The sequence below is a fragment of the Oceanimonas sp. CAM02 genome, from assembly GCF_032842915.1.
Lineage (GTDB): Bacteria > Pseudomonadota > Gammaproteobacteria > Enterobacterales > Aeromonadaceae > Oceanimonas > Oceanimonas smirnovii.
On sequence record NZ_JAWJBK010000022.1, the window covers coordinates 1 to 24,217 of the forward strand.

Below are 24,217 nucleotides of genomic sequence, written 5' to 3' on the forward strand. Positions count from 1 at the left end.
ACAAGGAGGGGGTCACTGGTTCGAGCCCAGTATCACCCACCACTTTCGCAAGAAAGTCACAATTCGGGTCGTTAGCTCAGTTGGTAGAGCAGTTGACTTTTAATCAATTGGTCGCAGGTTCGAATCCTGCACGACCCACCAATTCCGGACGCTTAGCTCAGCCGGGAGAGCACCTCCCTTACAAGGAGGGGGTCACTGGTTCGATCCCAGTAGCGTCCACCATTCTTGTCCGTTTCGATACGGGTCGTTAGCTCAGTTGGTAGAGCAGTTGACTTTTAATCAATTGGTCGCAGGTTCGAATCCTGCACGACCCACCATCTCTTCTTCTACTTATCTCCTCACCGCTGAATATTTTTTCATATTGTTAACACAGATTTGGGTTGCTTCAGCTTCGACGGTATAATGCCCGAAGTTTGTCATTGAATGGAGCACCGGCATACCGCCATGACCGAAGCCGTTGATATTGTCGAATTTGATTATCCTTTTCCCGCCAAACCGGCCCCGCTCAGTGCGGAGCAGCAGCGAGCGCTGAAGGATGAAATCAGGTCCCTGCTAAAAGCCCGTAACGCCGTGCTGGTAGCACATTACTATACCGATCCCGAGATCCAGGCGCTGGCCGAGGAAACCGGTGGTTGTGTGGCCGACTCACTGGAAATGGCCCGTTTTGGCAAAGAGCATGAGGCCCAGACCCTGATTGTGGCCGGTGTGCGCTTTATGGGGGAGACCTCCAAGATCCTGAGTCCGGAAAAAACCGTGCTGATGCCGACGCTGGAGGCTGAGTGCTCGCTGGATTTGGGCTGCCCTGCTGATGAATTTACCGCTTTCTGTGATGCTCATCCGGATCATACCGTGGTGGTATATGCCAATACGTCAGCCGCGGTAAAAGCCCGTGCCGACTGGGTGGTAACATCCAGCATAGCGCTGGAAATTGTTGAACATCTCGACAGTGAAGGGCACAAGATTATCTGGGCACCGGATCGTCACCTGGGCAGTTATATCGAAAAGCAGACCGGCTGCGAAATGCTGCGCTGGCAGGGGGCCTGTATTGTGCACGATGAGTTTCGTGCCAAGGCGCTGAAAGAGCTGAAGGCGCAGAACCCGGACGCAGCGGTACTGGTGCATCCCGAGTCACCACAGTCTGTTGTGGAGCTGGCCGATGCCGTGGGCTCCACCAGCCAGCTGATCCAGGCCGCCAGGGATTTGCCCCACAAGCGGCTGATCGTGGCCACCGACAAGGGCATTTTCTACAAGATGCAGCAGGCCTGCCCCGACAAGGAGATGGTAGAAGCGCCCACCGGCGGTAACGGTGCAACCTGTCGCAGCTGTGCTCATTGTCCCTGGATGGCAATGAACGGCCTGGTGGCCATTCGCGATGCGCTGAAGAAGGGCGGTACTACCCACGAAATTCAGGTAGATGAAGCCACCCGCATCAGGGCCATGATCCCGCTGGAACGTATGCTGAATTTCGCCCGTGAACTGAAGATGAAAGTTAAAGGAAATGCCTGATTGAGCAGGTTATAAAAAAAGCCGAAGGCCATGCCTTCGGCTTTTTTGATCTTGCTACCGTTTGATTAGGGTGCCAGCTCTACCCGGTGAACATCCAGCTCGGTTTCATTCCAGTCTTTATCGATTTCTCCCCACAGGGTAACGGGAGTATCAGGTGTTGCCTTCACCTCTCCCCAGTCTTCATTATCGATTTCGACTATCATGCTGCCGGAGTCATCCTGAAAACGGTATTTCTCATCACCCAGAGACTCGGTGATAACACCACTCAGACGCACCTGACTGTCATCTTTCATTTCCAGGGCCTGGGAAACGCTGACCTGCTCGGTGCTGTCGGGGCCGGTAAAACCACCGGTTGCGGCCATGGTGGTGCCAGCCAGCAAAGAGAAAGTGCCTGCAAACAGGGTTACGACAAGAGATTTTTTCATCATCATGCTCCGTTGTGGTTGGTACAGGCGTAATGATAGGAAGCAAACCTTAACGTAACCTGAAAATAAGAAATAACAGGCGATAATAAACATCGCCTGTTATCGTGACCGGCAGGAAAATTATCTGGAGATATGAGCGATCAGATCCAGTACCTTGTGAGAATAACCGGCTTCGTTGTCATACCAGGCCACCAGCTTGACGAAGTGTTCATTCAGGGCAATGCCGGCGCTGGCATCAAACACGGCGGCGTTGGGCTCGCCGACAAAGTCTGTGGAAACCACGGCATCGTCGGTGTAACCGAGAATACCCTTAAGCTCATTTTCTGAAGCGGCCTTTACCGCAGCACAGATTTCTGCATAAGTCGCTGCTTTTTCAAGCCTTACGGTCAGATCTACTACCGACACATCCGGCGTGGGCACACGAAACGCCATACCGGTCAGCTTGCCCTTAAGTGCCGGAATGACTTTTGCCACGGCTTTGGCGGCACCGGTGGAAGAAGGGATGATGTTCTGACCGGCACCGCGGCCGCCGCGCCAGTCCTTGGAAGAAGGACCATCAACGGTATTCTGGGTCGCCGTGGTGGCATGCACAGTGGTCATCAGCCCTTCGGCAATACCGAAGTTATCGTGAATGACCTTGGCCAGGGGAGCCAGGCAATTGGTGGTGCATGATGCATTGGAGATAATATCCTGGCCAGCATATTCATGGTGGTTAACGCCCATCACAAACATAGGCGTGTCATCTTTGGACGGGCCTGTCATCACCACTTTTCTGGCACCGGCTGCTATGTGCTTGCGGGCTTTTTCATCGGTCAGAAACACGCCTGTGCCTTCAGCGACCACATCAACATTCAGCTCACCCCAGTTAAGGTTGGCCGGATCGCGCTCGGCTGTGACCCGCACCGGTTTGCCATTTACAATAAGGTGATTACCCTGCACGCTGACCTTGCCCTGAAAGCGGCCATGGGTCGAGTCGTATTTGAGCATATAGGCCATGTAATCAATATCCAGCAGATCATTGATGGCGACTACTTCCATGTCGTCCCGCTCGCAGGCGAGGCGAAACATAATGCGTCCGATACGGCCGAACCCGTTAATACCTATCTTGATTGTCATATGCTCACCTGAATGTTGTTAAGAAAACGAAGATAACGTTATCAGTTTGCCTGATATTGCCCTTTGCGTAGTTGCTCAGCCAGCATCATTGCCTGTTGAACCATGGTTTCACGCTCCTGCGCAGTAAAACGAGCGTAGGGCTCCATTTGTTTCCAGTTTACCATGTCGTCATCATAAAGTTCGCTCAGTACCTGACTCCATAACCAGGCTTGCTGGTATTGACGCTGGCGGATGTAAAGCCCGATCAGGCTGGCCAGCAGATCTGCATCGGGCTTGCTGTTTGCGGGGGTCAGCATTAACGCGCGTTGCATTGCCCGTTCTGCACCCGCCGGGTCCTGATGCAGCAAGAAACCGGCCAGGGCTTTCTGCAGGGGGGGCTGCTGCATGTCAGGTCTGTCAGCGCCGGCAATAAAATCACGTCTGGCGGCCCGGTCGCCGTGGCGCTCCCAGCGCCAGAGCTGCAAATAAGGGTAATCAGAGCCGGCTGTACTGGCTTCAAGCCGTGTCAGCTCGGCATCGATGTCAATAATGGTTTCTACCTTGGTATTTTTGCGCTCGTGGCGTTTTGTATACTGCATGTCGAGCAGGGGTTCAAGGCAACGCTGATAGCTGTCCAGCGCGTTCATGACCATATAGCGGCTGGCATCGCCGGGGCGCTCAGCGTTTTCATAACGGGCTTCAACCAGTTGATCGCGCTCCTTGCCACACCAGCTGTCGCTGTGAAGATCGGAACAAAACTGAGGAAAGCGGCTGCACAGACTCTTGTTGCGATCCCGCTCACATCCTGTCAACAAGATGATTCCTGCAAACAGAAAAAACAGGGTTTTGGTTCTCATTTCAGCCCTTTGATGCTTGGCTTCAGTCTGGTAATCATACCCCCTATCCACTAAAATGCCTCCGCCTGAACGCTTGTAAGCAGCAAGTTTTTTCATTTTGCTGCTAATACCAATAACGGTTACGTGAATTAAAAGGATCCGGTCGATGACCCATGAGAGTTACCTGTCCGCCTGGCAGCAGAGCCAGGAACTGGCAGAGTCCATGCAGCCCCTGATTGGCAAACTGTATCGCAACCAGGGCGTGGAAACCTGCGTCTATGCACGCCCCCTGCTGAACGCGTCTACCATTGACATTCTCAAGGCTCACCGTGTGGTGCGTCGTCACGAAGGCCAGCCGCTGCCGGTCAGCCAGAGCTACCCGGTACTGAAAGCACTGAGTGAAATGGATCTGGCTCCAGCCAGCATTGACCTTGGCAAGCTGGCAGTGGGTTACTGGAAAAACCATCAGGATGAGTCCGGCCTGACCGACTACCTGAACGCCGAACTGGCACCGGCGCTGAATGCCTCAACCGATGCCAAGCCCACCGACGTGGTGCTGTATGGTTTTGGCCGCATCGGTCGTCTGCTGGCGCGTCTGCTGATTGAACGCGCCGGCAGCAACAACGGTATGCGTCTGCGCGGCATCGTGGTTCGCGGCAGCGGCGACGATCTGGAAAAGCGCGCCAGCCTGCTGCGTCGCGACTCGGTTCACGGTCCTTTTAACGGCTCCATTGAAGTGGATGCCGAGAACAACGCCATTATTGCCAACGGCACCTACATTCAGGTGATCTACGCCAACAGCCCGGAAGAGATCGACTATACCCGGTACGGTATTCACGATGCCCTGGTGGTCGACAACACCGGTAAATGGCGTGATGAGGCTGGCCTGGGTCTGCACCTCAAGGCCAAAGGTGCTGCCAAGGTGCTGCTGACTGCGCCGGGCAAGGGCGACATCAAGAACATCGTATTCGGTGTGAACGATGACATGATCCAGCCTGAAGACCGCATCATGTCTGCTGCCTCCTGTACCACCAACGCCATCACACCGGTACTGAAAGCGATCAGCGATGCCTATGGTGTGAAGAACGGCCACGTTGAAACCGTACACTCCTACACCAACGATCAGAACCTGATTGATAACTACCACAAGGGTGATCGTCGTGGTCGCAGTGCTGCTCTGAACATGGTTCTGACCAGCACAGGTGCTGCTTCTGCTGTGGCCAAGGCGCTGCCTGAGCTGAAGGGCAAACTCACCGGTAATGCCATTCGCGTTCCTACGCCGAACGTATCCATGGCAGTGCTGAACCTGAATCTGGAAAAAGCCACCACAGTGGAAGAGCTGAATGAGCATCTGCTGCAGGTGTCACTGGACTCACCGCTGCACAACCAGATCGACTACAGCACCAGCAGCGAGCTGGTATCCACCGACATGGTGGGCTCCCGCTTTGCCGGTATCGTTGACTCCCTGGCTACCATAGTAGAAGGTGACCGTGCCGTCTTGTATGTGTGGTACGACAACGAGTTTGGCTACAGCTGCCAGGTAGTGCGCGTGATGCAGAAAATGGCCGGCATTGAACTGATGGATCTGCCCGCGCGCGGCTGATCGCATTTTTGCAAACCGGTTATCAAAAGGGGGGGCGCAGGCCGCCCCTTTTTTTGTGGCTGGTGGTAAATTAACGGCATCAAAACAGGAGGAATTGTCATGTCATCATTTCAGCAAGCCATTGCCGCCATGCCCAAAGAAGTGTACGAGCGACTGAAGACTGCCGTTGAGCTGGGCAAGTGGCCAGACGGCTCTGTGCTTACTCAGGAGCAGAAAGAAAATAGTATGCAGGCAGTGCTGGCATGGCAGGCCATGCACAACGACAACCCCGAGCACATGACCATCGGCAAGGGCGGTGAGCTGGTGATGAAATCCAAGGCCGAGCTGCGCCGCCAGTTTCGCGATGAAGAAGAGATTATTCGCAGTAAATTGAATTAAAGCTTGTTGCCCGGGATAAACCCGGGCCTACATTTGCCCAACCCCCAACCCCCAACCCCCAACCCCCAACCCCCAACCCCCAACCCCCAACCCCCAACCCCCAACCCCCAACCCCCAACCCCCAACCCCCAACCCCCAATCCCCAATCCCCAATCCCGGCTTTGTATAAATTTTTCTTGTACAACCTTGATTAACTTGTACAACTAAAGCTACAGTAAACGTATAGTTGTACAAGAGGGTTAGCAATGTACAAGTTTGATCCCCAGGTTATCAAGCTCGGTATCAGTGGTTGTCTGGTCGGCCAGAAGGTTCGTTTTGACGGTGGCCACAAGCGTTCGGATTTTTGTACTGAGCAGCTGGCACAGTTTGTGGAATTTGTCCCCGTGTGCCCGGAAATGGCCATTGGCCTGGGCATACCGCGTCCCAGCATTCGGCTGATTGGCGCAGAAGGGGAGGTGATTGCCCAGACTGCCAAGGGGCAGGATGTTACTCAGGCGCTGCGGGATTATGGCCGTGACATGGCGGCTAAATTCGAGGGGCTGAGCGGCTATGTGTTGTGTGCCAAATCACCCAGCTGCGGCATGGAGCGGGTGCGTGTCTATCATGAAAGTGGCAAAGGCAATGCCAAGGAAGGTGTGGGTGTCTATGCTGCCGAAATCATGCAGGCGCTGCCATTGCTGCCCTGTGAAGAAGATGGCCGGCTGAATGATCCTATTCTGCGGGAGAATTTTGTTACCCGGGTTTATACCCTGCATGACTGGCAGTGCCTGCTGCACCGAGGGCTGACGCCTGCGCGGCTGATTGCCTTTCACAGCCGCTACAAGTATCTGCTGATGGCCCATCACAGAGATAGCTATCAGGAGCTGGGCAGGCTAATTTCGGACTTGTCGGAAAACCCGCAACAAAAAGCCGAGCAATACATTCAGGGCCTGATGAGTGCGCTGCAAAAACGGGTCAGTCGCAAGGGCCACACCAATGTGCTGCAACATCTGCAGGGCTATTTTAAACGCCAGCTGACCTCACGCCAGCGCCAGGAGCTGGCTCATACCATTCATCAATACCGAGAGGGTATTCTGCCGCTGCTGGCACCCATTACGCTGCTGCGTCATTACCTGGAAGAGCATCCCAACGACTATCTGCGTCAGCAGGTATACCTGGACCCACATCCGGAGGCATTGCGACTGCGCTATGGCATCTGAGCCCAAATATCCGATTCGAGAAGTGTCCCGCTTAACCGGTATCAACCCGGTAACCCTGCGCGCCTGGCAGCGGCGTTATGGCCTGCTGAAGCCGGCCCGCACCGAGAAAGGGCACCGGCTTTATTCTGATGCCGACATAGCGCTTATTCGGCAAATTCTGCATTGGGTGGAGCAGGGGGTCAGCATTGGTCAGGTAAAAGGATTGCTGAACAGCCCGCAGCCGGTGGAGGAAGGCAGCAACTGGGAGCAGGCCCGGCAGAGCCTGCTGGCAGCGGCCTGCGAGCTCAATACCGGGCGGCTTGAAGCCGAGCTGAACGAGCTGGCCAGTCTTTACCCGGCCGAGTTGCTGCTGCGCCATGTGATTGAACCCTGGCTAAGCAGTCTGGCCCAGCTGGCACGGCCGGACGGGCAGCTGATAGAACAAAGCGCCATGGCCTTGTTGAGCAGGGTTTTGATGCAGCTGCTGACCATTAAAACCGGGCCGCGCATTGCGGTGGCCCGAGTAGGGCAAGGTAATGAGCAGGCCAGTGTGCTGACCTGCTTTGAACTGCAAGGTCTGGAGTGTCGCAGCCTGGAGCTTGGCTTGCTTGAACCGCTACAGCTGCCGCTGGCGACACAGCGGCTGCAAAGTGACGCCCTGGTGGTATTGCTGGGAGGCGGCCTGACCCAGAGCTGGTTTGCCGAACGGGCGGAATGCTGGCCTGAACGCTGCTTTTTTATCGGTGAGCTGGGCCGTATGTATGTTGAACAAGGTTGGCTTTCCCGGCCTTATGAAAACACCGTCAGCGAGATTGCGAGGAAGCACAATGCAACATTTGGTCTGGTTTAGAAACGACCTGAGAGTAGCCGATAATCCAGCTTTGCATGCCGCCATCAGTGAAGGCGGGTTGGTTAAAGCCGTGTATATCGATTGTCCCGGGCAGTGGCAGGAGCATGGAAATAGTCCGATACAGCGAGATTTTATCGAAAAAAACCTGCAGTCACTGAGCAGGCAGCTGGCCGGACTGGGTATCCTGCTTGAGGTGCTGGAGTGTGATCGTTTTGATGATGTACCGCGCTTGCTGGCCGAATGGACCGCCCGGCAGCAGATTGATGCGCTTTACGCCAACCGTGATATCGGTATTAACGAGCGTCGCCGGGATAAAGCGGTACAGCAGGCATTACCCATTCCATGCCGTGTGTACAATGGTGACTGTGTGATGAATCACGGCAGCATTACCACTCAAAACGGCGATATGTACAAGGTTTTTACTCCTTACTCCAAAGCCTGGTTAAGTGCACTTAAGACCAAAGGTTACCGTTTGTTACCCGTTCCTGATGCTGCCGGTAAACCCTGCGAGCCTGAATCCGTGACCCTGCACGGTGAAAAACAAGACAGCCGTGACTGGCCCGCCGGAGAGCAGGCAGCCCATCAGGCGCTTGCACGTTTCTGTGCTGAATCCCTGCTTGATTATGCAGAGCAGCGGGATTTTCCCGCCATGGAAGGTACCAGCCGGCTGTCTCCCTATCTGGCTCTCGGCGTACTATCCCCCAATCAATGTCTGGCTGCCATCGAATCCGAGCTTGGCTTTTTGCCGTTTGGTAAGGGAGAGCAAGGCTTTTCCTGGCTGAACGAAATTATCTGGCGGGAGTTTTACCGCCATCTTTTGGTGGCTTTTCCCGGTTTATCCATGAACCGGGCCTTCAAGCCGGAAACCGAGGCGCTGCAGTGGAGTCGTGACCAGAAGGCCTTTACTGCCTGGTGTGAAGGTCAGACCGGCTATCCCATTGTGGATGCGGCCATGCGTTGCTTGCGTGAGACCGGCTGGATGCACAACCGGCTGCGCATGATAGTGGCCAGTTTTCTTACCAAGGATCTGCATATTCACTGGCAGCAGGGTGAGGCCTGGTTTATGGCCAACCTGATCGACGGCGAGCTGGCCGCCAATAACGGTGGCTGGCAGTGGGCTGCGGGCACAGGGGCCGATGCTGCGCCCTATTTTCGCGTATTTAATCCGGTGACCCAAAGCGAGCGCTTTGATCCCAATGGCGACTTTATTCGCCGGTGGGTGCCCGAGCTTGCTGATGTACCCGCCAAACATATTCATGCCCCGCACGACTGGCTGCGCCAACGCCGTCGCGAGCAGGATTATATGCCGCCTATGGTTGATCACGGTAAGGCAAGGCTGCATGCCATTGCCATGTTTGATGCGCTGAAAGCTGAGGAGGAGTCATGAGCCCGGCGCTGGATGCCTTTTGCCGACTGTATCAACGTTTGTCTCCCGCTGAATTACAAGGGCTGCGTCAGGTCTATTCCGACGATGTACTGTTTGCCGATCCGGCTCATGATATTCGCGGTATAGAGGCGCTTGTCACTTACTTTGAAGGCCTGTTTGAGCGGGTGCAGCAGTGCCGTTTTGACATTATCCAGGTAATGGAGCAGGACGGTGAAGCCTATGTGCGCTGGGAGATGCATTTTGTTCATCCCCGGCTTAACCGTGGCCGGCCCGTGAGTGTGCCCGGTGTGAGCCATCTTTGTTTTGCCGACAGTGTCTATTACCACAGAGACTTTTTTGATCTTGGCACCATGCTCTACGAGCGTTTGCCTGTGCTGGGTAATTGCATACGGGCATTAAAACGGAGGCTGAATTCATGAAACGCGTATTGATCACCGGAGCCAGCTCCGGCATAGGTTTACAGCTGGCACAGGATTATTTGCATGATGGCTGGACAGTAGTGGCCTGCGGCCGCGATGCAGACAAGCTGGCCAATGTCCTGCCGGGCGAGCGGGTGGAATTCGGCGTATTTGACATTAATGAGCGTGATCAGGCTGTGGCTGCGTTAAGCAAGCTGGCACCGGTTGATCTGGCCATTCTCAATGCCGGCACCTGTGAATATGTCGATGATGCCCATGCCTTTGATGCAGCTTTGTTTGAGCGGGTAGTACAGGCCAACCTGGTTGGTACCGGCAATTGTGTGGCTGCGGTGCTGCCACGTATCAAGACCGGTGGCCGGCTGGCACTGGTCAGCTCTTCGGTCACCTTTGTGCCCCTTACCCGGGCCGAGGCCTATGGTGCGTCCAAGGCCGGAGTGGACTATCTTGCCCGTAGCCTTGCCGTCGATCTGGACCCGGATAAGGTGTCGGTGAGTCTGGTACGGCCGGGCTTTGTGGACACACCTCTTACCCAAAAAAACGATTTCCCCATGCCCGGCCGTGTCAGCCCTGAGCAGGCCAGCCGTTCCATTCGTGCTGGTCTTGCCAAAGGCAAGAGAGAGATAACCTTTCCCTGTGGCTTTATTGCCACTCTCAGATTTTTATCCTGGCTGCCACAAGGGCTCTGGCTCAATCTGACTCGCCGCATGAAAAGGAGCGCTCATGAGTAATATTGCCGTGATTGGCAGCGGCATTGCCGGCCTGACCTCGGCCTGGCTGCTGAGTAAACAGCATAAAGTTACCCTGTTTGAGGCCAACGATTACCTTGGTGGCCATACCGCCACCGTGGACGTGCCTCTTAACGGGCGTACCTATGCGGTGGATACCGGCTTTATTGTGTTCAACGACCGCACTTATCCACGCTTTCAGCGCTTGCTGGAGAGCATTGGCATTCGGGCTCGTCCCACCGAGATGAGCTTTAGTGTGCAGCAGGCAACCACCGGACTGGAATATAACGGTCATACGCTGAGCACGCTGTTTGCTCAGCGTAAAAACCTGATTAATGGCCGCTTTTACGGCTTTTTGCTGGAAATTGTACGCTTTAATCTGTTGTGCAAGCGGGCGCTGCAAGAAGGCAGCCTGAGTGATCAAGACACCCTTGGGCGCTTTCTGGAGCGATATGGCTTTTCCGAGTTTTTTGCCGGTCATTATGTGTTGCCCATGGTGGCTGCCATCTGGTCGTCATCCCTGGCCGACAGCCGGGACTTTCCGCTGGCGTTTTTTCTGCGCTTTTTCAATCATCACGGCTTGCTTAATCTGGTGGACAGGCCCCAGTGGTATGTGGTGGAAGGGGGCTCACGCAGCTATATTCCGGCGCTGATTAAAGGGGTTCAGCAAGTGTGTCTGAATACGCCGGTACAGTGGGTACGCCGGCTGGATAATGGCGTGGAGATAAGCTCGGCGGCAGGTACAGAGTTATTTGATGAAGTGATTTTTGCCTGTCATTCGGATCAGGCGCTCAGGCTGCTGAGTGATGCCACCGACACCGAAAAACAAGTGCTGGGCGGACTGGAATATCGCGACAATGAAGTAGTGCTGCACACCGACACCCGATTGCTGCCTACCGAGCGCCGGGCCTGGGCCAGCTGGAATTATTTTCTTGATGGCGGCGAGCAGGCCCTACCGGCGGTGACCTATAACATGAATATTCTGCAGGGCATTAACGCCGAGCAGACGTTTTGCGTCACCCTGAACCGGACCCAAGCCATCGCTCCCGAGCACATCTTACGCCGTTTTACTTACGCTCATCCGGTCTATAACCGGGCTGCCATGGTGGCCCAGAGCCGGCGTGACCAGATATGTGGCCGGAGCCATACCCACTTCTGCGGTGCCTACTGGTACAACGGCTTTCATGAAGATGGCGTGCGCAGTGCCCTGGATGTGTGCGCGCGCTTTGGAGTCGGCCTATGACGCTTAACAGTGCCATTTATACCGGCGTGGTGCGCCACCGCCGTTATCAGCCCAAAACACATGCCTTCAGCTACGGCCTTTATATGCTGGCGCTGGATCTGGACGAGCTGGCCGAGCTGGAACAGGGCAGTCGCTGGTTTGCCCGGGAGCGGTTTGCTCCGTTAAGTTTTCGCCGCCGGGATTATCTGGGGGATGAACAAACCCCACTCAAGCAGGCGGTGCTGGCGAAAGTGACAGAGCTGGGAGGTAATGCCCATGGTCTTGAGCGCGTGGTGATGCTGGGTCAGGTGCGCTGTTTTGGTCTCTATTTCAGCCCGGTAAACCTGTTTTTCTGTTACCGGGATAATCAGGCTCGCTATGTGCTGGCTGAGGTACATAACACTCCCTGGAACGAGCGCCACTGTTATCTGGTCGATCTGGAGCATCCCAAGGCCACTGATAAGGCGTTTCATGTGTCGCCTTTTATGGGCATGAACATGCAGTATCACTGGCGTATCTCGCCACCGGCCAAACGGGCATTGGTGCATATTGAAAACCGTAATCCGGAGTTGTTGTTTGATGCCACTCTGGCTCTGCGCCGCCATACCTTTGATGAACTGGCCCTGAAAACGGTCCTGCGCCAGTGGCCGGTGATGACGTTAACCGTAGTGCGTGGCATTTACTGGCAGGCACTGAAGCTGTTTTTAAAACGAACTCCTTACCATTCACATCCTTAAGGACGCCAAGATGGAAACAACCCTGACACTGGCTGCTCCCCGCCGCCTGGACCGCTGGGCCCGCAGTCTGGCTTTTTCCTTGCTTACCGGTCTGAAAGACGCCGGCCTGACCGTGCTTGATGGTGATGATCGCTTCTTTTTTGGTGAGGCCAGTGCATCACTGCAGGCAGAAATCAGAATTCGGGATCCGCGTTTTTATCGCAGGCTGATGACAGGAGGCAGTATTGGTGCTGCTGAGTCCTGGGTGGAGGCCGGCTGGCACAGTCCGGATTTGACCAGCCTTATTCGTTTATTTGCCCGTAATACCGACATTATGGATAAGCTGGAACGCCGGCTTGGCTGGATAACCTGGCCCTGGCACCGGCTTACTCACAGACGTAACCGTAACTCAAAGGCAGGCAGCCGGGCCAATATTGCCGCCCATTACGACCTTGGTAATGACATGTATGAGCGGTTTTTAGACCCCTACATGCAGTATTCCTCGGCGGTATTTCCCCGGGAAAACAGCAGTCTGGAGCTGGCTCAGGAGCATAAACTCAGACTGATTTGCTCGCGCCTTGAGCTTAAGCCGGAAGATCATCTGCTGGAAATTGGTACCGGCTGGGGCGGCCTTGCCTGTTACGCTGCCCGTCACTACGGCTGTCGGGTGACCACCACTACCTTGTCTCAGGCACAGTATGAACATGCCGAGGCGCGCATTCAGCGTGAAGGGTTGCAGAATAAAGTCACTTTGTTACTGAAGGACTACCGCGAGCTGACCGGTCAGTATGACAAGCTGGTATCGGTAGAAATGATCGAAGCGGTAGGCCATGAATATTTGCCCGAATACTTTCGCATGCTGAACCGCTTGCTGAAGCCTGACGGCCGGCTGCTTATTCAGGCCATTACCATTGCCGATCAGCGTTACCAGCAATATCGTAAAAGTGTGGACTTTATTCAGCGCTATATCTTTCCCGGTGGCTGCCTGCCTTCGGTCAGTGAAATGTCCCGCCACCTTCGGGAGCAGACCGATATGACGCTGGTGCGGCTGCATGATTACGGCTGGCACTATGCTGAAACGCTGCGTATTTGGGCTGAGCGGTTTCGTCAGGCCGGCCCGGAGCTGACAAGGCTGGGTTATAACGCTGACTTTCAGCGCTTGTGGGCCTTTTATTTTGCCTATTGTGAAGGCGGTTTTCTGGAAGGCACCATAGGTCTGGCTCACTTTGAAGCCGCCAAACCGGGAGCACGAGCATGTCGAAATGGCAATGGACTCAGCTATTAGCTTTTGAGGGTTTCTGGCTGCTGGCGGTGGCGGGGCAGAACCCCTGGGCCTGGCTGACTGCCATGCTGGTGCTGGTACATTTTGCATTTACTCCGAGCCGTGCTGCCGACATTCGAGTGCTGTTGCTGGCTGTGCTGGGAATGGCCGTGGATGGCCTGCTGACTCTTGCAGGTGTGTTTGAATTCAGTCACTGGCCGCTTTGGCTCGGGCTGTTATGGGTGGGCTTTGTGCTGACACTGGGACACAGCCTGGTATGGCTGCGCCGTTTTTCCTGGCCGTTGCTGGCGCTGACCGGTGCCGGAGCAGGAGCGACGTCCTATATTGCCGGCTGGCAGCTGCAGGCGGTGGCGCTGCCCCTTGGTTTCTGGCCATCAGTGCTGATCTTGGCGCTGATCTGGTCAGGTTTGCTGCCCCTGCTGGTAAAGCTGGATCAGCGATTACGCGAGAGGTAAATCATGAAAAAGCTTTGTTTTTTACTGCTGTTACTGGCGGCCCCTGTGTTTGCCAGCCCGGTTTCCGATCTTACTCTGGTAGGACAGGGAAAAATGAGCTGGCTGTTCTGGGACCTGTATCAGGCCCGGTTTTATAGCGAAAACGGCCGTTATCAGCCCGATGGTTATCCGCAGGCGCTGTCACTTCGCTATCAGCGCAATATCGACAAGCAGGATCTGCTGACCGCTACCGTGGAAGAATGGCAGCGACTGGGCGTGAGCTGGAAACAGGAGTGGCCCCGTCAGCTGGAGCAACTCTGGCCCTCGGTACGCACCAATGACGAGCTGGTATTGCGGGTGGATGAAGATGGCGTAAGCCGGTTTTACTTCAACTGGCGTCTGCTGGGCAGCATAGATGATCCGGCGTTTGCTCCGGCGTTTCTGGCTATCTGGCTGTCTGCCGACAGCCGCGATCCGCAACTTACCCGACAGCTGAAAGGAGGCTGAGATGAAAATATTGCTGATATTACTGGCACTGCTGCCCTTGTTGAGCTCCTGCAGCAGCAAAATTGAAGATTATGCCGGCACCACACCGGCGCTGGAGCTGGATCGGTTTTTTACCGGTGAGCTGGTGGCCTACGGCATGGTGCAGGACAGAGCCGGTCAAGTTCTGCGTCGCTTCAAGGTGGATATGGTGGCCAGCTGGGAAGGCAACAAAGGTGTGCTGGAAGAGGACTTTTTCTATGATGACGGCGAGCAGCAGCGCCGGGTATGGAAGCTGGAAAAGCACCCCGACGGCCGCTATACCGGCACCGCCGGTGATGTGGTAACACCGGCGGAAGGACGAACTGAAGGTTATGCCCTGAACTGGCGTTATACCCTGGCGGTGCCCGTAGACGGTAAGGTGTGGAATATCAACTTCAACGACTGGATGTATCTGCTGGATGAAAACCGCCTGATTAACCGGGCTGAAATGACCAAATGGGGCTTCAGGGTCGGCGAAGTAACTCTATGGATTGAACGCAAAGCCGCTATATGAGGAGAAAAAACATCAACTCCTCACTCCTCACGTTTTTACTCAAAACCCCGGCGTGGAGATTTCATCCAGGGACAGGGAAAAGCTGGGTACGAATACGTCGAGAAAGTAGCGGATTTCGTCATTCATGCGGGCATCCAGCATGGCGGTGAGGCGCTCCCGTGCCTTGGCAAACTCCCGGTTTCCCGCCGACAGCTCTTCCTCGCATTTGAGATAGGCGCAGAGAATATCGGCTGACTTCACCAGCGGGCTGTAGTCGTCTTCCACGTGGCCACCTATCAAGGGCTCATAGGCCGTGCGCAGCTCGGCTGGCAGCATGGTCAGCAGGCTTTGCTCGGCATTTTGCTCTATGGCCTTGTAGGCACTGGCAATGTCCTGGTTGAAATACTTTACCGGGGTGGGTAAATCCCCGGTCAGCACTTCGCTGGCGTCATGATAGAGGGCGCGCATAACGGCGGTGCCGGGATCGAGCTTGCCATCAAACAGAGTATTTTTAATTATCACCAGAGCATGAGCGACCATGGCCACCTGCAGACTGTGCTCAGCCACGTTCTCGGGAACCGTGTTGCGCATCAGCGGCCAGCGCTGGATCAGCTTCATTCGTGCCATTTGGGCGAAAAAGTGACTGCGTTTCATGGCGTTGCCTCATGAGGTTTGTCTTACTAGCCGTTATAATGACACTTCAACAGCAAATGGAGAAGACGATGGACAAGCAAACTCAGACCGAACTTGAAGCTGCTGCTTTTCGTGCCCTGATAACGCATCTGGACAAGCGTAAGGATGTGCAGAATATCGATCTGATGAACCTGGCCGGTTTTTGTCGCAACTGCCTGAGTAAATGGTATCTGGCCGCCGCTGAAGCGCAGGGAGTAGAGATGAACTACGATCAGGCCCGTGAGCAGATATACGGCATGCCCTACAGTGAGTGGAAGGATAAATACCAGCAGGAAGCGACCCCAGAGCAAAAGGCCGCCTTTGAGAAAAGCCACAAATAATATAGCTGTAAGCGGCCAGCTTTAAGCTGTCAGCCAGGCATTTACAAACACAGCTGTGAGCCATCAAGCACCGTCACTTATAGCTGACAGCTTACGGCTTACAGCTCCCCAAGGGGGATTACAGCTCCCCCGAAGGGGGTTATTTAAACACCACAGTACGGTTACCGTAGACGAATACTCTTTCTTCCAGCACCAGGTTGAGTGCCCGGCTCAATACTGATTTCTCCACATCCCGGCCGGCTCTTGCCATGTCTTCGGCAGAATATGCGTGACTGACGTGAGTCACGTCCTGCTCGATAATCGGGCCTTCGTCCAGATCGTCGGTGACGAAATGGGCGGTGGCGCCAATCATCTTTACACCCCGCTCATAGGCCTGACGATAAGGGCTAGCACCGATAAAGGCGGGAAGAAAAGAGTGGTGAATATTAATGATGCGCTTGTTGTAACGAGCCACGAACTCCGGGCTAAGGATGCGCATATACTTGGCCAGCACCACATAGTCGGGATCGTAGCTGTCTATCACCTCGGTCAGCAGACGCTCGTGCTCAGCGCGGTTAAGACCCTCGTGAGACACAGTGTGGTAAGGAATATCAAACTTTTCGGTCAGTGACTGCAGGGTGTCATAGTTGCCGGCCACTGCCACTATGTCGATATTCATGGCACCACTGAAGTGTTTCATCAGAATATCACCCAGACAATGGGCTTCCCTGGTTACCAGTATCACGACCCGTTTGCTGCCTGCAGGTACCAGACGATTTTGGCCGCCTTCCGGCAGGGCTTCGTTCAGATCTGCCAGCAGAGTAACATCATTAAAGCGGCCTTCCAGCTCGGTACGCATAAAGAAGTGGCCGTTATCGTGATCCACAAACTCAGCATTACGTACAATGTTAAGCTGATGCTTATAACAAATATTAGTAATTTTAGAGATAAGTCCCCGGGCGTCCGGGCAGTGACTCAGCAGAATTTTACGTTCCATCAGTGTCTTCTTGTTGTTGATTAAGCCTTAATAACGGCGGCTGCAGCAGTGCTTGTACTTTTTTCCGCTGCCACAGGGGCAGGGCAGGTTAGGGCCGGCTTTGGGCGGGTTATGCACGCCGGAGTGATATACCCAATTCTGGTTCAGTCGCACAAAAAGAGAGCGCTCATGCAGCAGTACTACACGTCCGTTTTCACGGTAACGTACTTTAAACTCCACCTCGCCCTCGTGGTCTTTATTTGTGCCTCTGGCAAAAACAATTGTGAGGCCGAGCCAGTCGGTATTCAGCCCTGAGTCGGCAAGGGCAGTGGCATCCAGTTTACCCAGTGTATCCGGGTGCCAGGTACTGACCAGATAGTCACCTTGTCCCAGCCGGTAGGCGCTGTAGCGTGAGCGCATCAGCGCCAGAGGCGTTGGAGCTGCCAGCCTGCCTGCCAGAAAAGGCTGGCAGCAGTCGGCAAAAGTAAGTTTGCTGTCACAGTAACATTGCATCAGGACTGCTCCAGGTGAAGATAAACAGCAAGTATGCCAGATTATGCCTGCCAGTGAGAAAACAAAAACGGCCCCTCAGGGCCGTTTTTTCACGGGTAGTAACAGGCTGTGTTATTCAACGATTTCAACCTGGATGCTGGCCTGGCCTTTGGCATCTACACGACGGTCGCGCTGACGCTCGGCATCAGTTACGCCCTGAGCCAGCTCTTCACCGTACCAGGCGGTCTGAATGTTTTGTGCAGCTACGCCCTGGTTTACCAGATATTCCTTGGCGGCCAGCGCACGGCGCTCAGACAGCTTGCGGTTGTATTCGGCGCTGCCCAGACGGTCAGCATAGCCGGCCAGTTCAATCTGATAGTCCGGATTCTGGGCAGCAAAGGCCGCAACTTCGTCCAGAGTGGCACGGGAGTCAGCAGACAGAGCTGAACTGTCAAAAGCAAAGTAAACAGAGCCGTCTGCAGTCACAGTACGGGTTTCGTAAGTCACTTCAGGCTGAGGCTGCGGAGCTACCGGAGCAGGTGCCGGGGCGGCTTTGCGACGGTTAGGGTGCAGAACAAACTCAACCATGAAGTTGTTCACGTCACTTTCGTAACCGTTGTCAGCGAGGTCACCAACATTTTCGATACGACGATAGCGAGCCTGTACATCAACCAGATCAGTCACCTGGTAAGTTACACCCAGACCAGCCATGGGAGAAATGCCATCGTGGTTGATAGCGCGAACGGAGCGCCAGCCCCAGGCACCAGCTTCACCAAATACGGAAAGCTTGGGACTCAGCGGATAACGGCCAATAGCAGAAATGTTGGCGTTGTGGGTACGGGTCGCACCACCGTTGAACAGGGTATAGCCTGCTTCAGCACCAAAGTACTGGTTAAAGTTATAACCTGCAAAAGCATTGATGGAGCCGGTTTCGTCTTTGACGGCAGGCAGGTTGTCCTGAATGTCTTCAAAGTTTGCCAAACCTGCACCACCACCGATGTACCAGTCGTTTGCCATTACATTGGTGGACAAACCAGCGGCAAGAGCCACTGCCAGAACTGTAGGAGCCACTGTCTTTTTCATTTTTTATTCCTCATTCAAATGAGTTTTAAATGGTTGCTGACATAATATTCTTTAATTCGCATATGTGATGCGTGTTATAGGTGTTATCAGCATACCCACGCGAAACCAGATTAGCGTGTTTAACAGGCTCTAACAAGGTATGCGTGCTCAATAATGCCCCAGTTTGGGGTAACAAGTCTGATATCAGCTGCGTTAAAAGTTGGTATCAGGGTAATGGTTTGTCTTAAACGCTGTTGTGCCAGTTTTTTTGTTGAATAAATTTCACTCAGTTCATAACGAGTCTGTTCAGCAGTGTTAAACTAAAGGGTGAACACAACCTTGTGTCGTAATCTGCATAATGAGGAGTAGCAAGATTATGAATCCTGATACCAGTCTGGTCGGACAAAAAATCCGTAAAATACGCGAAGCCATGGGGCTCAGCCGGCCCAAGTTTGCCGAGTTGCTGCAGGTTCCGCCCACGACCCTAAAGAATTATGAGCTGGGGTATCGGGAAGTCGGCGGTGCCTTTCTGGTGGCGCTGGCACAACATCCGGAGCTGCACAAATATACTCTTTGGCTGCTGGCTGGCACCACTGTGCCTGAAGCAGGTCAGATTGGCCCGGAGTGATGACACCTTCTGACGCAATGAAGCGGACGGCAGCGTTTTCGTCAAAATAATGCGTTCGAGTCTGTTTACCGCTTGTGTAAGCCGGCAGTTATGCTAAAAAATGAAATTTTGGCATAGTTGAGGGTAAAGCGGTGCGAGTAATGATTCTGGCTTTCGTACTGGGTGCATTAACAGCCTGCACTCAGTCTCCTACCGGCCGCAGCCAGGTGCTGCTATTTTCCGAAAACGACATGCAACAGCTGGGTGAGCAGTCGTTCACCCAGCTCAAGGAGCAGGAGCGTATCAGCACTGATCGCGGTCTTAATCGTTATGTGCAGTGCGTGACCAGCCAGCTGACCGCCACGCTACCCGGCGCTAATCAGTGGGAAGTGGTGTTATTTGATTCCGAACAAATTAATGCCTTTGCACTGCCGGGCGGGAATATCGGTGTCTATACCGGTCTGCTTAAGGTTGCCAATAGCCAGGATCAGCTTGCCGCTGTTATCGGGCACGAGATTGCTCACGTACTTGCCCGGCACAGCAACGAGCGCGTGTCACGCACTCAGCTTGCCAACATCGGGTTGACTGCCGCCGATGCCGCCCTGGGTCAGTCTGGTGTAAGAGAGTCGGCCATGGCTGCGCTGGGTCTGGGAGTGCAGGTAGGTTACCTGTTGCCTTATGGTCGAGAGCAGGAAGCCGAAGCAGACAAACTGGGCTTACAGTTAATGGCTCAGGCAGGGTTTGATCCGGAGCAGGCCATTGCCCTGTGGCGCAACATGGCTGCTGCTGAATCCGGTAATCAGCCGCCGGAATTACTTTCTACTCATCCTGCCCATGGCACCCGTATACAGGGGTTGTCGGACCTGCTGCCGGAAGCCCGCACGCTTTATATGCAGGCCCGGGCACAGGGCAAGCAGCCGGCGTGTGACCGCTGATGATCTACGGTTTTGATATCGGTGGTACAAAAATTGCTTTCGCTGCCTATGATGACAAGCTTCACCCGCAGCTTGCCGAGGTGCATGCCACGCCAAAAGACGATTATGACGCCTTTTTGGCACTGATCACTGAGCAGATCCAGCGTGCTGACAGTCATTTTGGTGCCAAAATGCCGGTTGGGTTTGGGTTTCCCGGTATTCAAAATGAAAAGGGGGCTGTACTGGCACCCAACGTACCCGCTATTCATGGCCGTAATCTGCTTGGTGATCTGCAGCTGCGGCTGGAACGGCCCGTTTATGGCAACAATGATGCCAACTGCTTTTTGCTCTCGGAGTCTCACGGTGGTGCCGTGGCTGGAAAAGAACTGGCGCTGGGTCTGACCCTTGGGACCGGAGTAGGTGGCGCGCTTATCCATAAAGGCTGCCTGATCAGCGGACGCCGTTTCGGCTGTGGTGAATTTGGCCACGGACCTGTGGGGGCCGATGTGCTGGCCCGTTATCCCGGACTGCCTCTTTATGCCTGTGGCTGCGGCCGTATTGCCTGTCTGGAAACCTATGTTTCCGGTACTGGTCTGGCCCGGCTGGCGCAATATACAGGCAGCGAGCAAACAGGCCAGCAGCTGATGGACTCCTGGCTTGAAGGAGATGCCAGAGCAACCACCTGCATGAACGTCTATCTGGATATACTGTCTTCCGGACTGGGAACCCTGATCACGCAGCTTGACCCCGATGCCATTGTGCTTGGCGGTGGCATCAGTGAAACCCCGGCTTTGTATCAGGCCCTGGCTTCGCGCCTGCCTGCCTGCCTGATGACCGGTATGCAAGCGCCACCGGTTTATGGACCCGTGTTCGGCGGGGCCGGTGGCGTCCGGGGTGCGGCATTATTGGCCAGGCAACCCGATTGGGCGTTCAGCTCACTGGCGTAATTTGTTAGCATGGCATCTTTGCACTCAAACACAGAGGGAATTCCATGTCGTCTTACGAGACAGTAGAACAGAAAGCCAGCTATGGCATCGGCCGTCAGATCGGTGATCAGCTGGCCCAGCAGCCGTTTGAAGGGCTGAACATTGCCGCCGTACAACAAGGTCTGGCCGACTCCCTCAACGGTGAAGAGTTTGCCGTATCCCGGGAAGACATCAACGCTGCTTTTGGCGTGATCACCGAGCGTATGAAAGCCGAGCAGGCTTCTCAGTCCGCCAAAGCAAAGGAAGAAGAAGCTGCTTTCCTGGCCGCCAATGCCGAGCGTACCGAAGTGCAGCAAACCGAATCTGGTCTGCAGTACGAAGTACTGACTGCCGGTAACGGTGCCAAGCCTGCCGAAACCGATACTGTGCGTGTGCACTATCACGGTACCTTTACCGATGGCTCTGTATTTGACAGTTCCGTACTGCGCGGTGAACCGGCTCAGTTCCCGGTAAATGGCGTGATCAAGGGCTGGGTAGAAGCACTGCAGCTGATGCCGGTTGGCTCCAAGTGGAAGCTGTTCGTTCCTCATCACCTGGCCTACGGCGAGCAGGGTGCCGGCTCTATCCCACCGTGCTCCACCCTGGTATTTGAAGTTGAGCTGCTTGAAATCGCCTGATTTCAGACAGTCTGAAAAAACCGGCCTCGGCCGGTTTTTTTATGCCCGGTTTACGTTTGTGTAATTTGCAAGGAAAGCGCATTCTGGCAAACTGCATAACTATCGCAATATGGCCAATGATAAAAGGGAAAATAACATGAGTAATCCGGTTCGCATCGCCATTGCCGGCTGCAACGGACGTATGGGCAAGGTACTGGTAGAGTCCGTGACCAACACCGAGGGCGTGGTGCTGACCGCGGCCATTGAGCATGCCGGCTCCAGTGTGCTGGGTGCCGATGCCGGTGAACTGGCCAATGTAGGCCGGCTCAATGTACCGGTGACAGCCAGCCTGGCTGAAACTATTGATAATGTGGATGTGATCATCGACTTTACCCGCCCCGAAGCGACTCTGACCAATATTGCCCTGGCGCAAGAGTACGGCAAGCGTCTGGTGATCGGCACCACCGGCTTTACCGATGAGCAGAAAGCCGAGATCCAGGCTGCCGCCGCTGATACTGCCATGGTGATTGCCTCCAATTACAGTGTGGGCGTTAATTTGGTGTTCAAGCTGCTGGAGCAGGCGGCAAAAGTCATGGGTGATTATACCGATATTGAAATTATCGAAGCGCATCATCGCCATAAGGTAGATGCTCCCTCCGGTACGGCACTGAGCATGGGCGAGGTGATTGCCAATACACTCGGTCGTGATCTTAAAGAGTGTGCCGTTTACGGCCGGGAAGGCATTACCGGTGAGCGGGATCCAAACACCATTGGCTTTGCCACCATTCGTGCCGGCGATGTGGTCGGCGAGCATACTGCTTTATTTGCCGACATTGGTGAGCGGGTCGAGATCACGCATAAGGCGTCCAACCGGCTGACCTTCGCCAACGGTGCTGTGCGGGCAGCAGCCTGGATTGCTGTCCAGCCAGCAGGCATTTTTGATATGCAGGATGTGTTGGGGCTTAAATAAGCAGCAATATTGCCAGAAAAAAGCATTCCGCCGGCGCTGTGCGCATGAAGGTGGAATGCTTTTTTTATTTACATTTTGGTAAGTGTTTGTTTGTAAAGTTTTTTATTTTTATTTTTAAATAAAATCAGGCGTTTTTTTGATTGTTTGGGCCAAAGTGTTATTTATTCTGTTTTGATGGTTTTCCCCTTTCTTTTTATACTGTTATTCTGAATTTTTATGCTGTCACAGGTGATTTTTTCGACTTTCAGTGTTTTGGTTCACAAAAAAGTTTGTCGAAAACCGCTGGTACAGATAAAATACACAGAATTTGCCCAGTATTAGCCGAGATGCAGTAAAATTTTTTTGTCTGTAGCTCGGGACAGCCAGGTAAATTGTTGATTTATAAGAATTAACTTGGAGGTTGTCTTGAATCACTCAGCGCTGCTCGTATTGGAAGATGGCTCGGTCTTCCACGGTACAGCCATTGGCGCCGACGGATGTTCCGTTGGTGAGGTGGTATTTAACACGTCAATGACGGGATACCAGGAAATCCTTACCGATCCTTCCTATGCACGCCAAATCGTCACGCTCACTTATCCTCATATAGGCAATACCGGCACTAACGCCGAAGATGAAGAATCCGACCGGATTCAGGCTCAGGGTCTGATTATTCGCGATCTTCCCATTATCGCTTCCAGCTTTCGTAACCAGCGCACCCTGTCCGATTACCTCAAAGCTCACAATATAGTGGGTATTGCCGATATCGATACTCGTAAGCTGACCCGCGTTCTGCGTGAGAAAGGCTCCATGGCCGGATGCATTCTGGCCGGCAGCAATCTGGATGAAGCCAAGGCACTGGCCGAAGCCAAAGACTTTCCGGGCCTCAAGGGGATGGACCTGGCCAAGGAAGTCACCACGGCTGCCGCCTATGAATGGCGTGAAGGCAGCTGGCAGCTGGGCCTGGGCCACAGCCAGCCCACCGACGCCGAGCTGCCCTACCATGTGGTGGCTTACGACTTCGGTGCCAAGCGCAATATTCTGCGCATGCTGGTAGATCGCGGCTGCCGCCTGACCGTGGTTCCTGCCCAGACCCCGGCGTCAGAAGTGCTGGCCATGGATCCGGACGGCATTTTCCTGTCCAACGGTCCCGGCGACCCCGAGCCCTGTAACTATGCCATTGAGGCCATCAAGACCTTCCTCGAGACCGAGATTCCGGTGTTCGGCATTTGCCTCGGTCACCAGCTGCTGGGACTGGCCAGTGGTGCCAAGACCGTGAAAATGGGTCACGGCCATCATGGCGCCAACCACCCGGTGAAGGATCTGGATCGTGATGTGGTGATGATCACCTCACAGAACCACGGCTTTGCGGTAGACGGCGACACCCTGCCCGAGAACCTGCGCGCTACCCATGTGTCGCTGTTTGACGGCACCCTGCAGGGCATGCATCGCACCGACAAGCCGGCGTTCTCTTTTCAGGGACACCCGGAAGCCAGTCCGGGCCCGCACGAGGCCGCCAACCTGTTCGATCATTTTATCGAACTGATCAAGAAATACCGCGCATAAGGAGTA

28 protein-coding genes and 3 tRNA genes are annotated in these 24,217 nt (G+C 54.4%); 24 read left to right on the forward strand and 7 right to left on the reverse strand.

Annotated elements, in window-relative coordinates:
* The first annotated feature begins 65 nt into the window (after positions 1-65).
* From R0I78_RS06955 to nadA, 4 genes are all read left to right on the forward strand, one after another.
* A tRNA-Lys gene (locus R0I78_RS06955) sits at positions 66-141 on the forward strand.
* A gap of 5 nt (positions 142-146) precedes the next feature.
* A tRNA-Val gene (locus tag R0I78_RS06960) sits at positions 147-222 on the forward strand.
* A gap of 19 nt (positions 223-241) precedes the next feature.
* Positions 242-317: transfer RNA gene (locus tag R0I78_RS06965), tRNA-Lys, on the forward strand.
* 127 nt (positions 318-444) lie between these two features.
* On the forward strand, positions 445-1,506 hold the full coding sequence (nadA, locus tag R0I78_RS06970) for a quinolinate synthase NadA (RefSeq protein ID WP_026344822.1): 1,062 nt from the start codon (positions 445-447) through the stop codon (positions 1,504-1,506).
* A 65-nt stretch (positions 1,507-1,571) separates the two neighbouring features.
* Here the strand turns inward: nadA and R0I78_RS06975 are convergent, their stop codons facing one another.
* From R0I78_RS06975 to R0I78_RS06985, 3 genes are all read right to left on the reverse strand, one after another.
* Positions 1,572-1,931, reverse strand: coding sequence for a NirD/YgiW/YdeI family stress tolerance protein (locus R0I78_RS06975; protein ID WP_317074811.1), 360 nt, complete (start codon positions 1,929-1,931; stop codon positions 1,572-1,574).
* Between the two features lie 120 nt (positions 1,932-2,051).
* Entirely contained in the window at positions 2,052-3,047 is a 996-nt protein-coding gene (gene gap, locus R0I78_RS06980; RefSeq protein WP_019934945.1) for a type I glyceraldehyde-3-phosphate dehydrogenase, read from the reverse strand.
* A 41-nt stretch (positions 3,048-3,088) separates the two neighbouring features.
* Positions 3,089-3,841: a DUF2989 domain-containing protein gene (locus R0I78_RS06985; RefSeq protein ID WP_245541407.1), complete on the reverse strand. Its 753-nt coding sequence runs from the start codon at positions 3,839-3,841 to the stop codon at positions 3,089-3,091.
* A gap of 187 nt (positions 3,842-4,028) precedes the next feature.
* Between R0I78_RS06985 and R0I78_RS06990 the strand changes: the two genes are divergently transcribed.
* From R0I78_RS06990 to R0I78_RS07050, 13 genes are all read left to right on the forward strand, one after another.
* Positions 4,029-5,465 carry a glyceraldehyde-3-phosphate dehydrogenase gene (locus tag R0I78_RS06990; RefSeq protein ID WP_317074812.1) on the forward strand — a complete coding sequence of 479 codons (1,437 nt, stop codon included), beginning with the start codon at positions 4,029-4,031 and terminating at the stop codon, positions 5,463-5,465.
* A gap of 99 nt (positions 5,466-5,564) precedes the next feature.
* The gene (locus tag R0I78_RS06995) at positions 5,565-5,843 is read left to right on the forward strand and encodes a YeaC family protein (RefSeq protein ID WP_019934942.1); all 279 of its coding nucleotides are present in this window, start codon (positions 5,565-5,567) and stop codon (positions 5,841-5,843) included.
* Positions 5,844-6,088: 245 nt separating this feature from the next.
* The gene (locus R0I78_RS07000; RefSeq protein WP_317074813.1) at positions 6,089-7,042 is read left to right on the forward strand and encodes a DUF523 and DUF1722 domain-containing protein; all 954 of its coding nucleotides are present in this window, start codon (positions 6,089-6,091) and stop codon (positions 7,040-7,042) included.
* Positions 7,032-7,871, forward strand: coding sequence for a MerR family transcriptional regulator (locus R0I78_RS07005; RefSeq protein WP_317074814.1), 840 nt, complete (start codon positions 7,032-7,034; stop codon positions 7,869-7,871). Before R0I78_RS07000 ends, R0I78_RS07005 begins: the two co-directional genes overlap by 11 nt.
* A complete protein-coding gene (phrB, locus tag R0I78_RS07010) occupies positions 7,849-9,258 on the forward strand; it encodes a deoxyribodipyrimidine photo-lyase (RefSeq protein WP_317074815.1) in 1,410 nt (469 codons plus the stop codon). Before R0I78_RS07005 ends, phrB begins: the two co-directional genes overlap by 23 nt.
* Positions 9,255-9,677, forward strand: coding sequence for a nuclear transport factor 2 family protein (locus tag R0I78_RS07015; RefSeq protein WP_019934938.1), 423 nt, complete (start codon positions 9,255-9,257; stop codon positions 9,675-9,677). The genes phrB and R0I78_RS07015 overlap by 4 nt, the downstream gene beginning before the upstream one ends.
* On the forward strand, positions 9,674-10,405 hold the full coding sequence (locus tag R0I78_RS07020) for an SDR family NAD(P)-dependent oxidoreductase (RefSeq protein ID WP_317074816.1): 732 nt from the start codon (positions 9,674-9,676) through the stop codon (positions 10,403-10,405). The genes R0I78_RS07015 and R0I78_RS07020 overlap by 4 nt, the downstream gene beginning before the upstream one ends.
* The gene (locus R0I78_RS07025; protein ID WP_317074817.1) at positions 10,398-11,645 is read left to right on the forward strand and encodes an NAD(P)/FAD-dependent oxidoreductase; all 1,248 of its coding nucleotides are present in this window, start codon (positions 10,398-10,400) and stop codon (positions 11,643-11,645) included. The genes R0I78_RS07020 and R0I78_RS07025 overlap by 8 nt, the downstream gene beginning before the upstream one ends.
* Entirely contained in the window at positions 11,642-12,361 is a 720-nt protein-coding gene (locus R0I78_RS07030; protein WP_317074818.1) for a DUF1365 domain-containing protein, read from the forward strand. The genes R0I78_RS07025 and R0I78_RS07030 overlap by 4 nt, the downstream gene beginning before the upstream one ends.
* A 10-nt stretch (positions 12,362-12,371) precedes the next feature.
* Positions 12,372-13,625, forward strand: a complete 1,254-nt coding sequence (locus R0I78_RS07035; protein ID WP_317074819.1) for a cyclopropane-fatty-acyl-phospholipid synthase family protein — start codon at positions 12,372-12,374, stop codon at positions 13,623-13,625.
* Positions 13,595-14,077 carry a DUF2878 domain-containing protein gene (locus tag R0I78_RS07040; protein WP_019934933.1) on the forward strand — a complete coding sequence of 161 codons (483 nt, stop codon included), beginning with the start codon at positions 13,595-13,597 and terminating at the stop codon, positions 14,075-14,077. Before R0I78_RS07035 ends, R0I78_RS07040 begins: the two co-directional genes overlap by 31 nt.
* Before the next feature lie 3 nt (positions 14,078-14,080).
* Positions 14,081-14,563, forward strand: coding sequence for a chalcone isomerase family protein (locus R0I78_RS07045; RefSeq protein ID WP_019934932.1), 483 nt, complete (start codon positions 14,081-14,083; stop codon positions 14,561-14,563).
* A 1-nt stretch (position 14,564) separates the two neighbouring features.
* Positions 14,565-15,095 (forward strand): DUF3833 domain-containing protein, encoded by a 531-nt coding sequence (locus R0I78_RS07050; RefSeq protein ID WP_317074820.1) that lies wholly within the window; start codon positions 14,565-14,567, stop codon positions 15,093-15,095.
* Between the two features lie 39 nt (positions 15,096-15,134).
* Here the strand turns inward: R0I78_RS07050 and yfbR are convergent, their stop codons facing one another.
* Positions 15,135-15,728, reverse strand: coding sequence for a 5'-deoxynucleotidase (gene yfbR / locus R0I78_RS07055; protein WP_317074821.1), 594 nt, complete (start codon positions 15,726-15,728; stop codon positions 15,135-15,137).
* A 68-nt stretch (positions 15,729-15,796) separates the two neighbouring features.
* Between yfbR and R0I78_RS07060 the strand changes: the two genes are divergently transcribed.
* A complete protein-coding gene (locus tag R0I78_RS07060; RefSeq protein WP_317074822.1) occupies positions 15,797-16,087 on the forward strand; it encodes a DUF1244 domain-containing protein in 291 nt (96 codons plus the stop codon).
* A gap of 139 nt (positions 16,088-16,226) precedes the next feature.
* On the opposite strand, the gene purU is transcribed toward R0I78_RS07060, so the two are convergent.
* The 3 genes from purU to R0I78_RS07075 all read right to left on the reverse strand — a co-directional run bounded on the left by purU (position 16,227) and on the right by R0I78_RS07075 (position 18,617).
* On the reverse strand, positions 16,227-17,063 hold the full coding sequence (gene purU, locus R0I78_RS07065) for a formyltetrahydrofolate deformylase (protein ID WP_019934928.1): 837 nt from the start codon (positions 17,061-17,063) through the stop codon (positions 16,227-16,229).
* Between the two features lie 27 nt (positions 17,064-17,090).
* Positions 17,091-17,555 carry a YchJ family protein gene (locus R0I78_RS07070; protein ID WP_317074823.1) on the reverse strand — a complete coding sequence of 155 codons (465 nt, stop codon included), beginning with the start codon at positions 17,553-17,555 and terminating at the stop codon, positions 17,091-17,093.
* Positions 17,556-17,666: 111 nt separating this feature from the next.
* A complete protein-coding gene (locus R0I78_RS07075) occupies positions 17,667-18,617 on the reverse strand; it encodes an OmpA family protein (RefSeq protein ID WP_019934926.1) in 951 nt (316 codons plus the stop codon).
* Between the two features lie 355 nt (positions 18,618-18,972).
* On the opposite strand from R0I78_RS07075, the gene R0I78_RS07080 reads away from it, so the two are divergent.
* The 6 genes from R0I78_RS07080 to carA all read left to right on the forward strand — a co-directional run bounded on the left by R0I78_RS07080 (position 18,973) and on the right by carA (position 24,211).
* The gene (locus R0I78_RS07080) at positions 18,973-19,224 is read left to right on the forward strand and encodes a helix-turn-helix domain-containing protein (RefSeq protein ID WP_019934925.1); all 252 of its coding nucleotides are present in this window, start codon (positions 18,973-18,975) and stop codon (positions 19,222-19,224) included.
* Between the two features lie 140 nt (positions 19,225-19,364).
* Positions 19,365-20,138, forward strand: a complete 774-nt coding sequence (locus R0I78_RS07085) for a M48 family metallopeptidase (protein ID WP_317074824.1) — start codon at positions 19,365-19,367, stop codon at positions 20,136-20,138.
* Complete coding sequence (locus R0I78_RS07090; RefSeq protein ID WP_317074825.1) at positions 20,138-21,064, forward strand: ROK family protein; 927 nt, start codon at positions 20,138-20,140, stop codon at positions 21,062-21,064. Before R0I78_RS07085 ends, R0I78_RS07090 begins: the two co-directional genes overlap by 1 nt.
* A gap of 44 nt (positions 21,065-21,108) precedes the next feature.
* The gene (locus R0I78_RS07095) at positions 21,109-21,720 is read left to right on the forward strand and encodes an FKBP-type peptidyl-prolyl cis-trans isomerase (protein ID WP_317074826.1); all 612 of its coding nucleotides are present in this window, start codon (positions 21,109-21,111) and stop codon (positions 21,718-21,720) included.
* Positions 21,721-21,856: 136 nt separating this feature from the next.
* A complete protein-coding gene (dapB, locus tag R0I78_RS07100; protein WP_317074827.1) occupies positions 21,857-22,669 on the forward strand; it encodes a 4-hydroxy-tetrahydrodipicolinate reductase in 813 nt (270 codons plus the stop codon).
* Between the two features lie 405 nt (positions 22,670-23,074).
* Positions 23,075-24,211, forward strand: a complete 1,137-nt coding sequence (carA, locus tag R0I78_RS07105) for a glutamine-hydrolyzing carbamoyl-phosphate synthase small subunit (RefSeq protein WP_317074828.1) — start codon at positions 23,075-23,077, stop codon at positions 24,209-24,211.
* The last annotated feature ends 6 nt before the right edge of the window (positions 24,212-24,217 follow it).

What these genes read in the sequence shown, in the direction of transcription:
- R0I78_RS06990 (WP_317074812.1), top strand. Translation starts at nt 4,029, where the DNA reads ATGACCCATGAGAGTTACCTGTCCGCCTGGCAGCAGAGCCAGGAACTG.
- dapB (WP_317074827.1), top strand. Translation starts at nt 21,857, where the DNA reads ATGAGTAATCCGGTTCGCATCGCCATTGCCGGCTGCAACGGACGTATG.
- R0I78_RS07080 (WP_019934925.1), top strand. Translation starts at nt 18,973, where the DNA reads ATGAATCCTGATACCAGTCTGGTCGGACAAAAAATCCGTAAAATACGC.
- R0I78_RS07030 (WP_317074818.1), top strand. Translation starts at nt 11,642, where the DNA reads ATGACGCTTAACAGTGCCATTTATACCGGCGTGGTGCGCCACCGCCGT.
- R0I78_RS07090 (WP_317074825.1), top strand. Translation starts at nt 20,138, where the DNA reads ATGATCTACGGTTTTGATATCGGTGGTACAAAAATTGCTTTCGCTGCC.
- R0I78_RS07085 (WP_317074824.1), top strand. Translation starts at nt 19,365, where the DNA reads ATGATTCTGGCTTTCGTACTGGGTGCATTAACAGCCTGCACTCAGTCT.
- R0I78_RS07095 (WP_317074826.1), top strand. Translation starts at nt 21,109, where the DNA reads ATGTCGTCTTACGAGACAGTAGAACAGAAAGCCAGCTATGGCATCGGC.
- R0I78_RS07025 (WP_317074817.1), top strand. Translation starts at nt 10,398, where the DNA reads ATGAGTAATATTGCCGTGATTGGCAGCGGCATTGCCGGCCTGACCTCG.
- R0I78_RS07015 (WP_019934938.1), top strand. Translation starts at nt 9,255, where the DNA reads ATGAGCCCGGCGCTGGATGCCTTTTGCCGACTGTATCAACGTTTGTCT.
- R0I78_RS07035 (WP_317074819.1), top strand. Translation starts at nt 12,372, where the DNA reads ATGGAAACAACCCTGACACTGGCTGCTCCCCGCCGCCTGGACCGCTGG.
- R0I78_RS07005 (WP_317074814.1), top strand. Translation starts at nt 7,032, where the DNA reads ATGGCATCTGAGCCCAAATATCCGATTCGAGAAGTGTCCCGCTTAACC.
- R0I78_RS07040 (WP_019934933.1), top strand. Translation starts at nt 13,595, where the DNA reads ATGTCGAAATGGCAATGGACTCAGCTATTAGCTTTTGAGGGTTTCTGG.
- yfbR (WP_317074821.1), bottom strand. Translation starts at nt 15,728, where the DNA reads ATGAAACGCAGTCACTTTTTCGCCCAAATGGCACGAATGAAGCTGATC.
- R0I78_RS06975 (WP_317074811.1), bottom strand. Translation starts at nt 1,931, where the DNA reads ATGAAAAAATCTCTTGTCGTAACCCTGTTTGCAGGCACTTTCTCTTTG.
- R0I78_RS06995 (WP_019934942.1), top strand. Translation starts at nt 5,565, where the DNA reads ATGTCATCATTTCAGCAAGCCATTGCCGCCATGCCCAAAGAAGTGTAC.
- R0I78_RS07070 (WP_317074823.1), bottom strand. Translation starts at nt 17,555, where the DNA reads ATGCAATGTTACTGTGACAGCAAACTTACTTTTGCCGACTGCTGCCAG.
- R0I78_RS07050 (WP_317074820.1), top strand. Translation starts at nt 14,565, where the DNA reads ATGAAAATATTGCTGATATTACTGGCACTGCTGCCCTTGTTGAGCTCC.
- R0I78_RS07060 (WP_317074822.1), top strand. Translation starts at nt 15,797, where the DNA reads ATGGACAAGCAAACTCAGACCGAACTTGAAGCTGCTGCTTTTCGTGCC.
- R0I78_RS07075 (WP_019934926.1), bottom strand. Translation starts at nt 18,617, where the DNA reads ATGAAAAAGACAGTGGCTCCTACAGTTCTGGCAGTGGCTCTTGCCGCT.
- R0I78_RS07000 (WP_317074813.1), top strand. Translation starts at nt 6,089, where the DNA reads ATGTACAAGTTTGATCCCCAGGTTATCAAGCTCGGTATCAGTGGTTGT.
- purU (WP_019934928.1), bottom strand. Translation starts at nt 17,063, where the DNA reads ATGGAACGTAAAATTCTGCTGAGTCACTGCCCGGACGCCCGGGGACTT.
- gap (WP_019934945.1), bottom strand. Translation starts at nt 3,047, where the DNA reads ATGACAATCAAGATAGGTATTAACGGGTTCGGCCGTATCGGACGCATT.
- R0I78_RS07020 (WP_317074816.1), top strand. Translation starts at nt 9,674, where the DNA reads ATGAAACGCGTATTGATCACCGGAGCCAGCTCCGGCATAGGTTTACAG.
- R0I78_RS07045 (WP_019934932.1), top strand. Translation starts at nt 14,081, where the DNA reads ATGAAAAAGCTTTGTTTTTTACTGCTGTTACTGGCGGCCCCTGTGTTT.
- phrB (WP_317074815.1), top strand. Translation starts at nt 7,849, where the DNA reads ATGCAACATTTGGTCTGGTTTAGAAACGACCTGAGAGTAGCCGATAAT.
- nadA (WP_026344822.1), top strand. Translation starts at nt 445, where the DNA reads ATGACCGAAGCCGTTGATATTGTCGAATTTGATTATCCTTTTCCCGCC.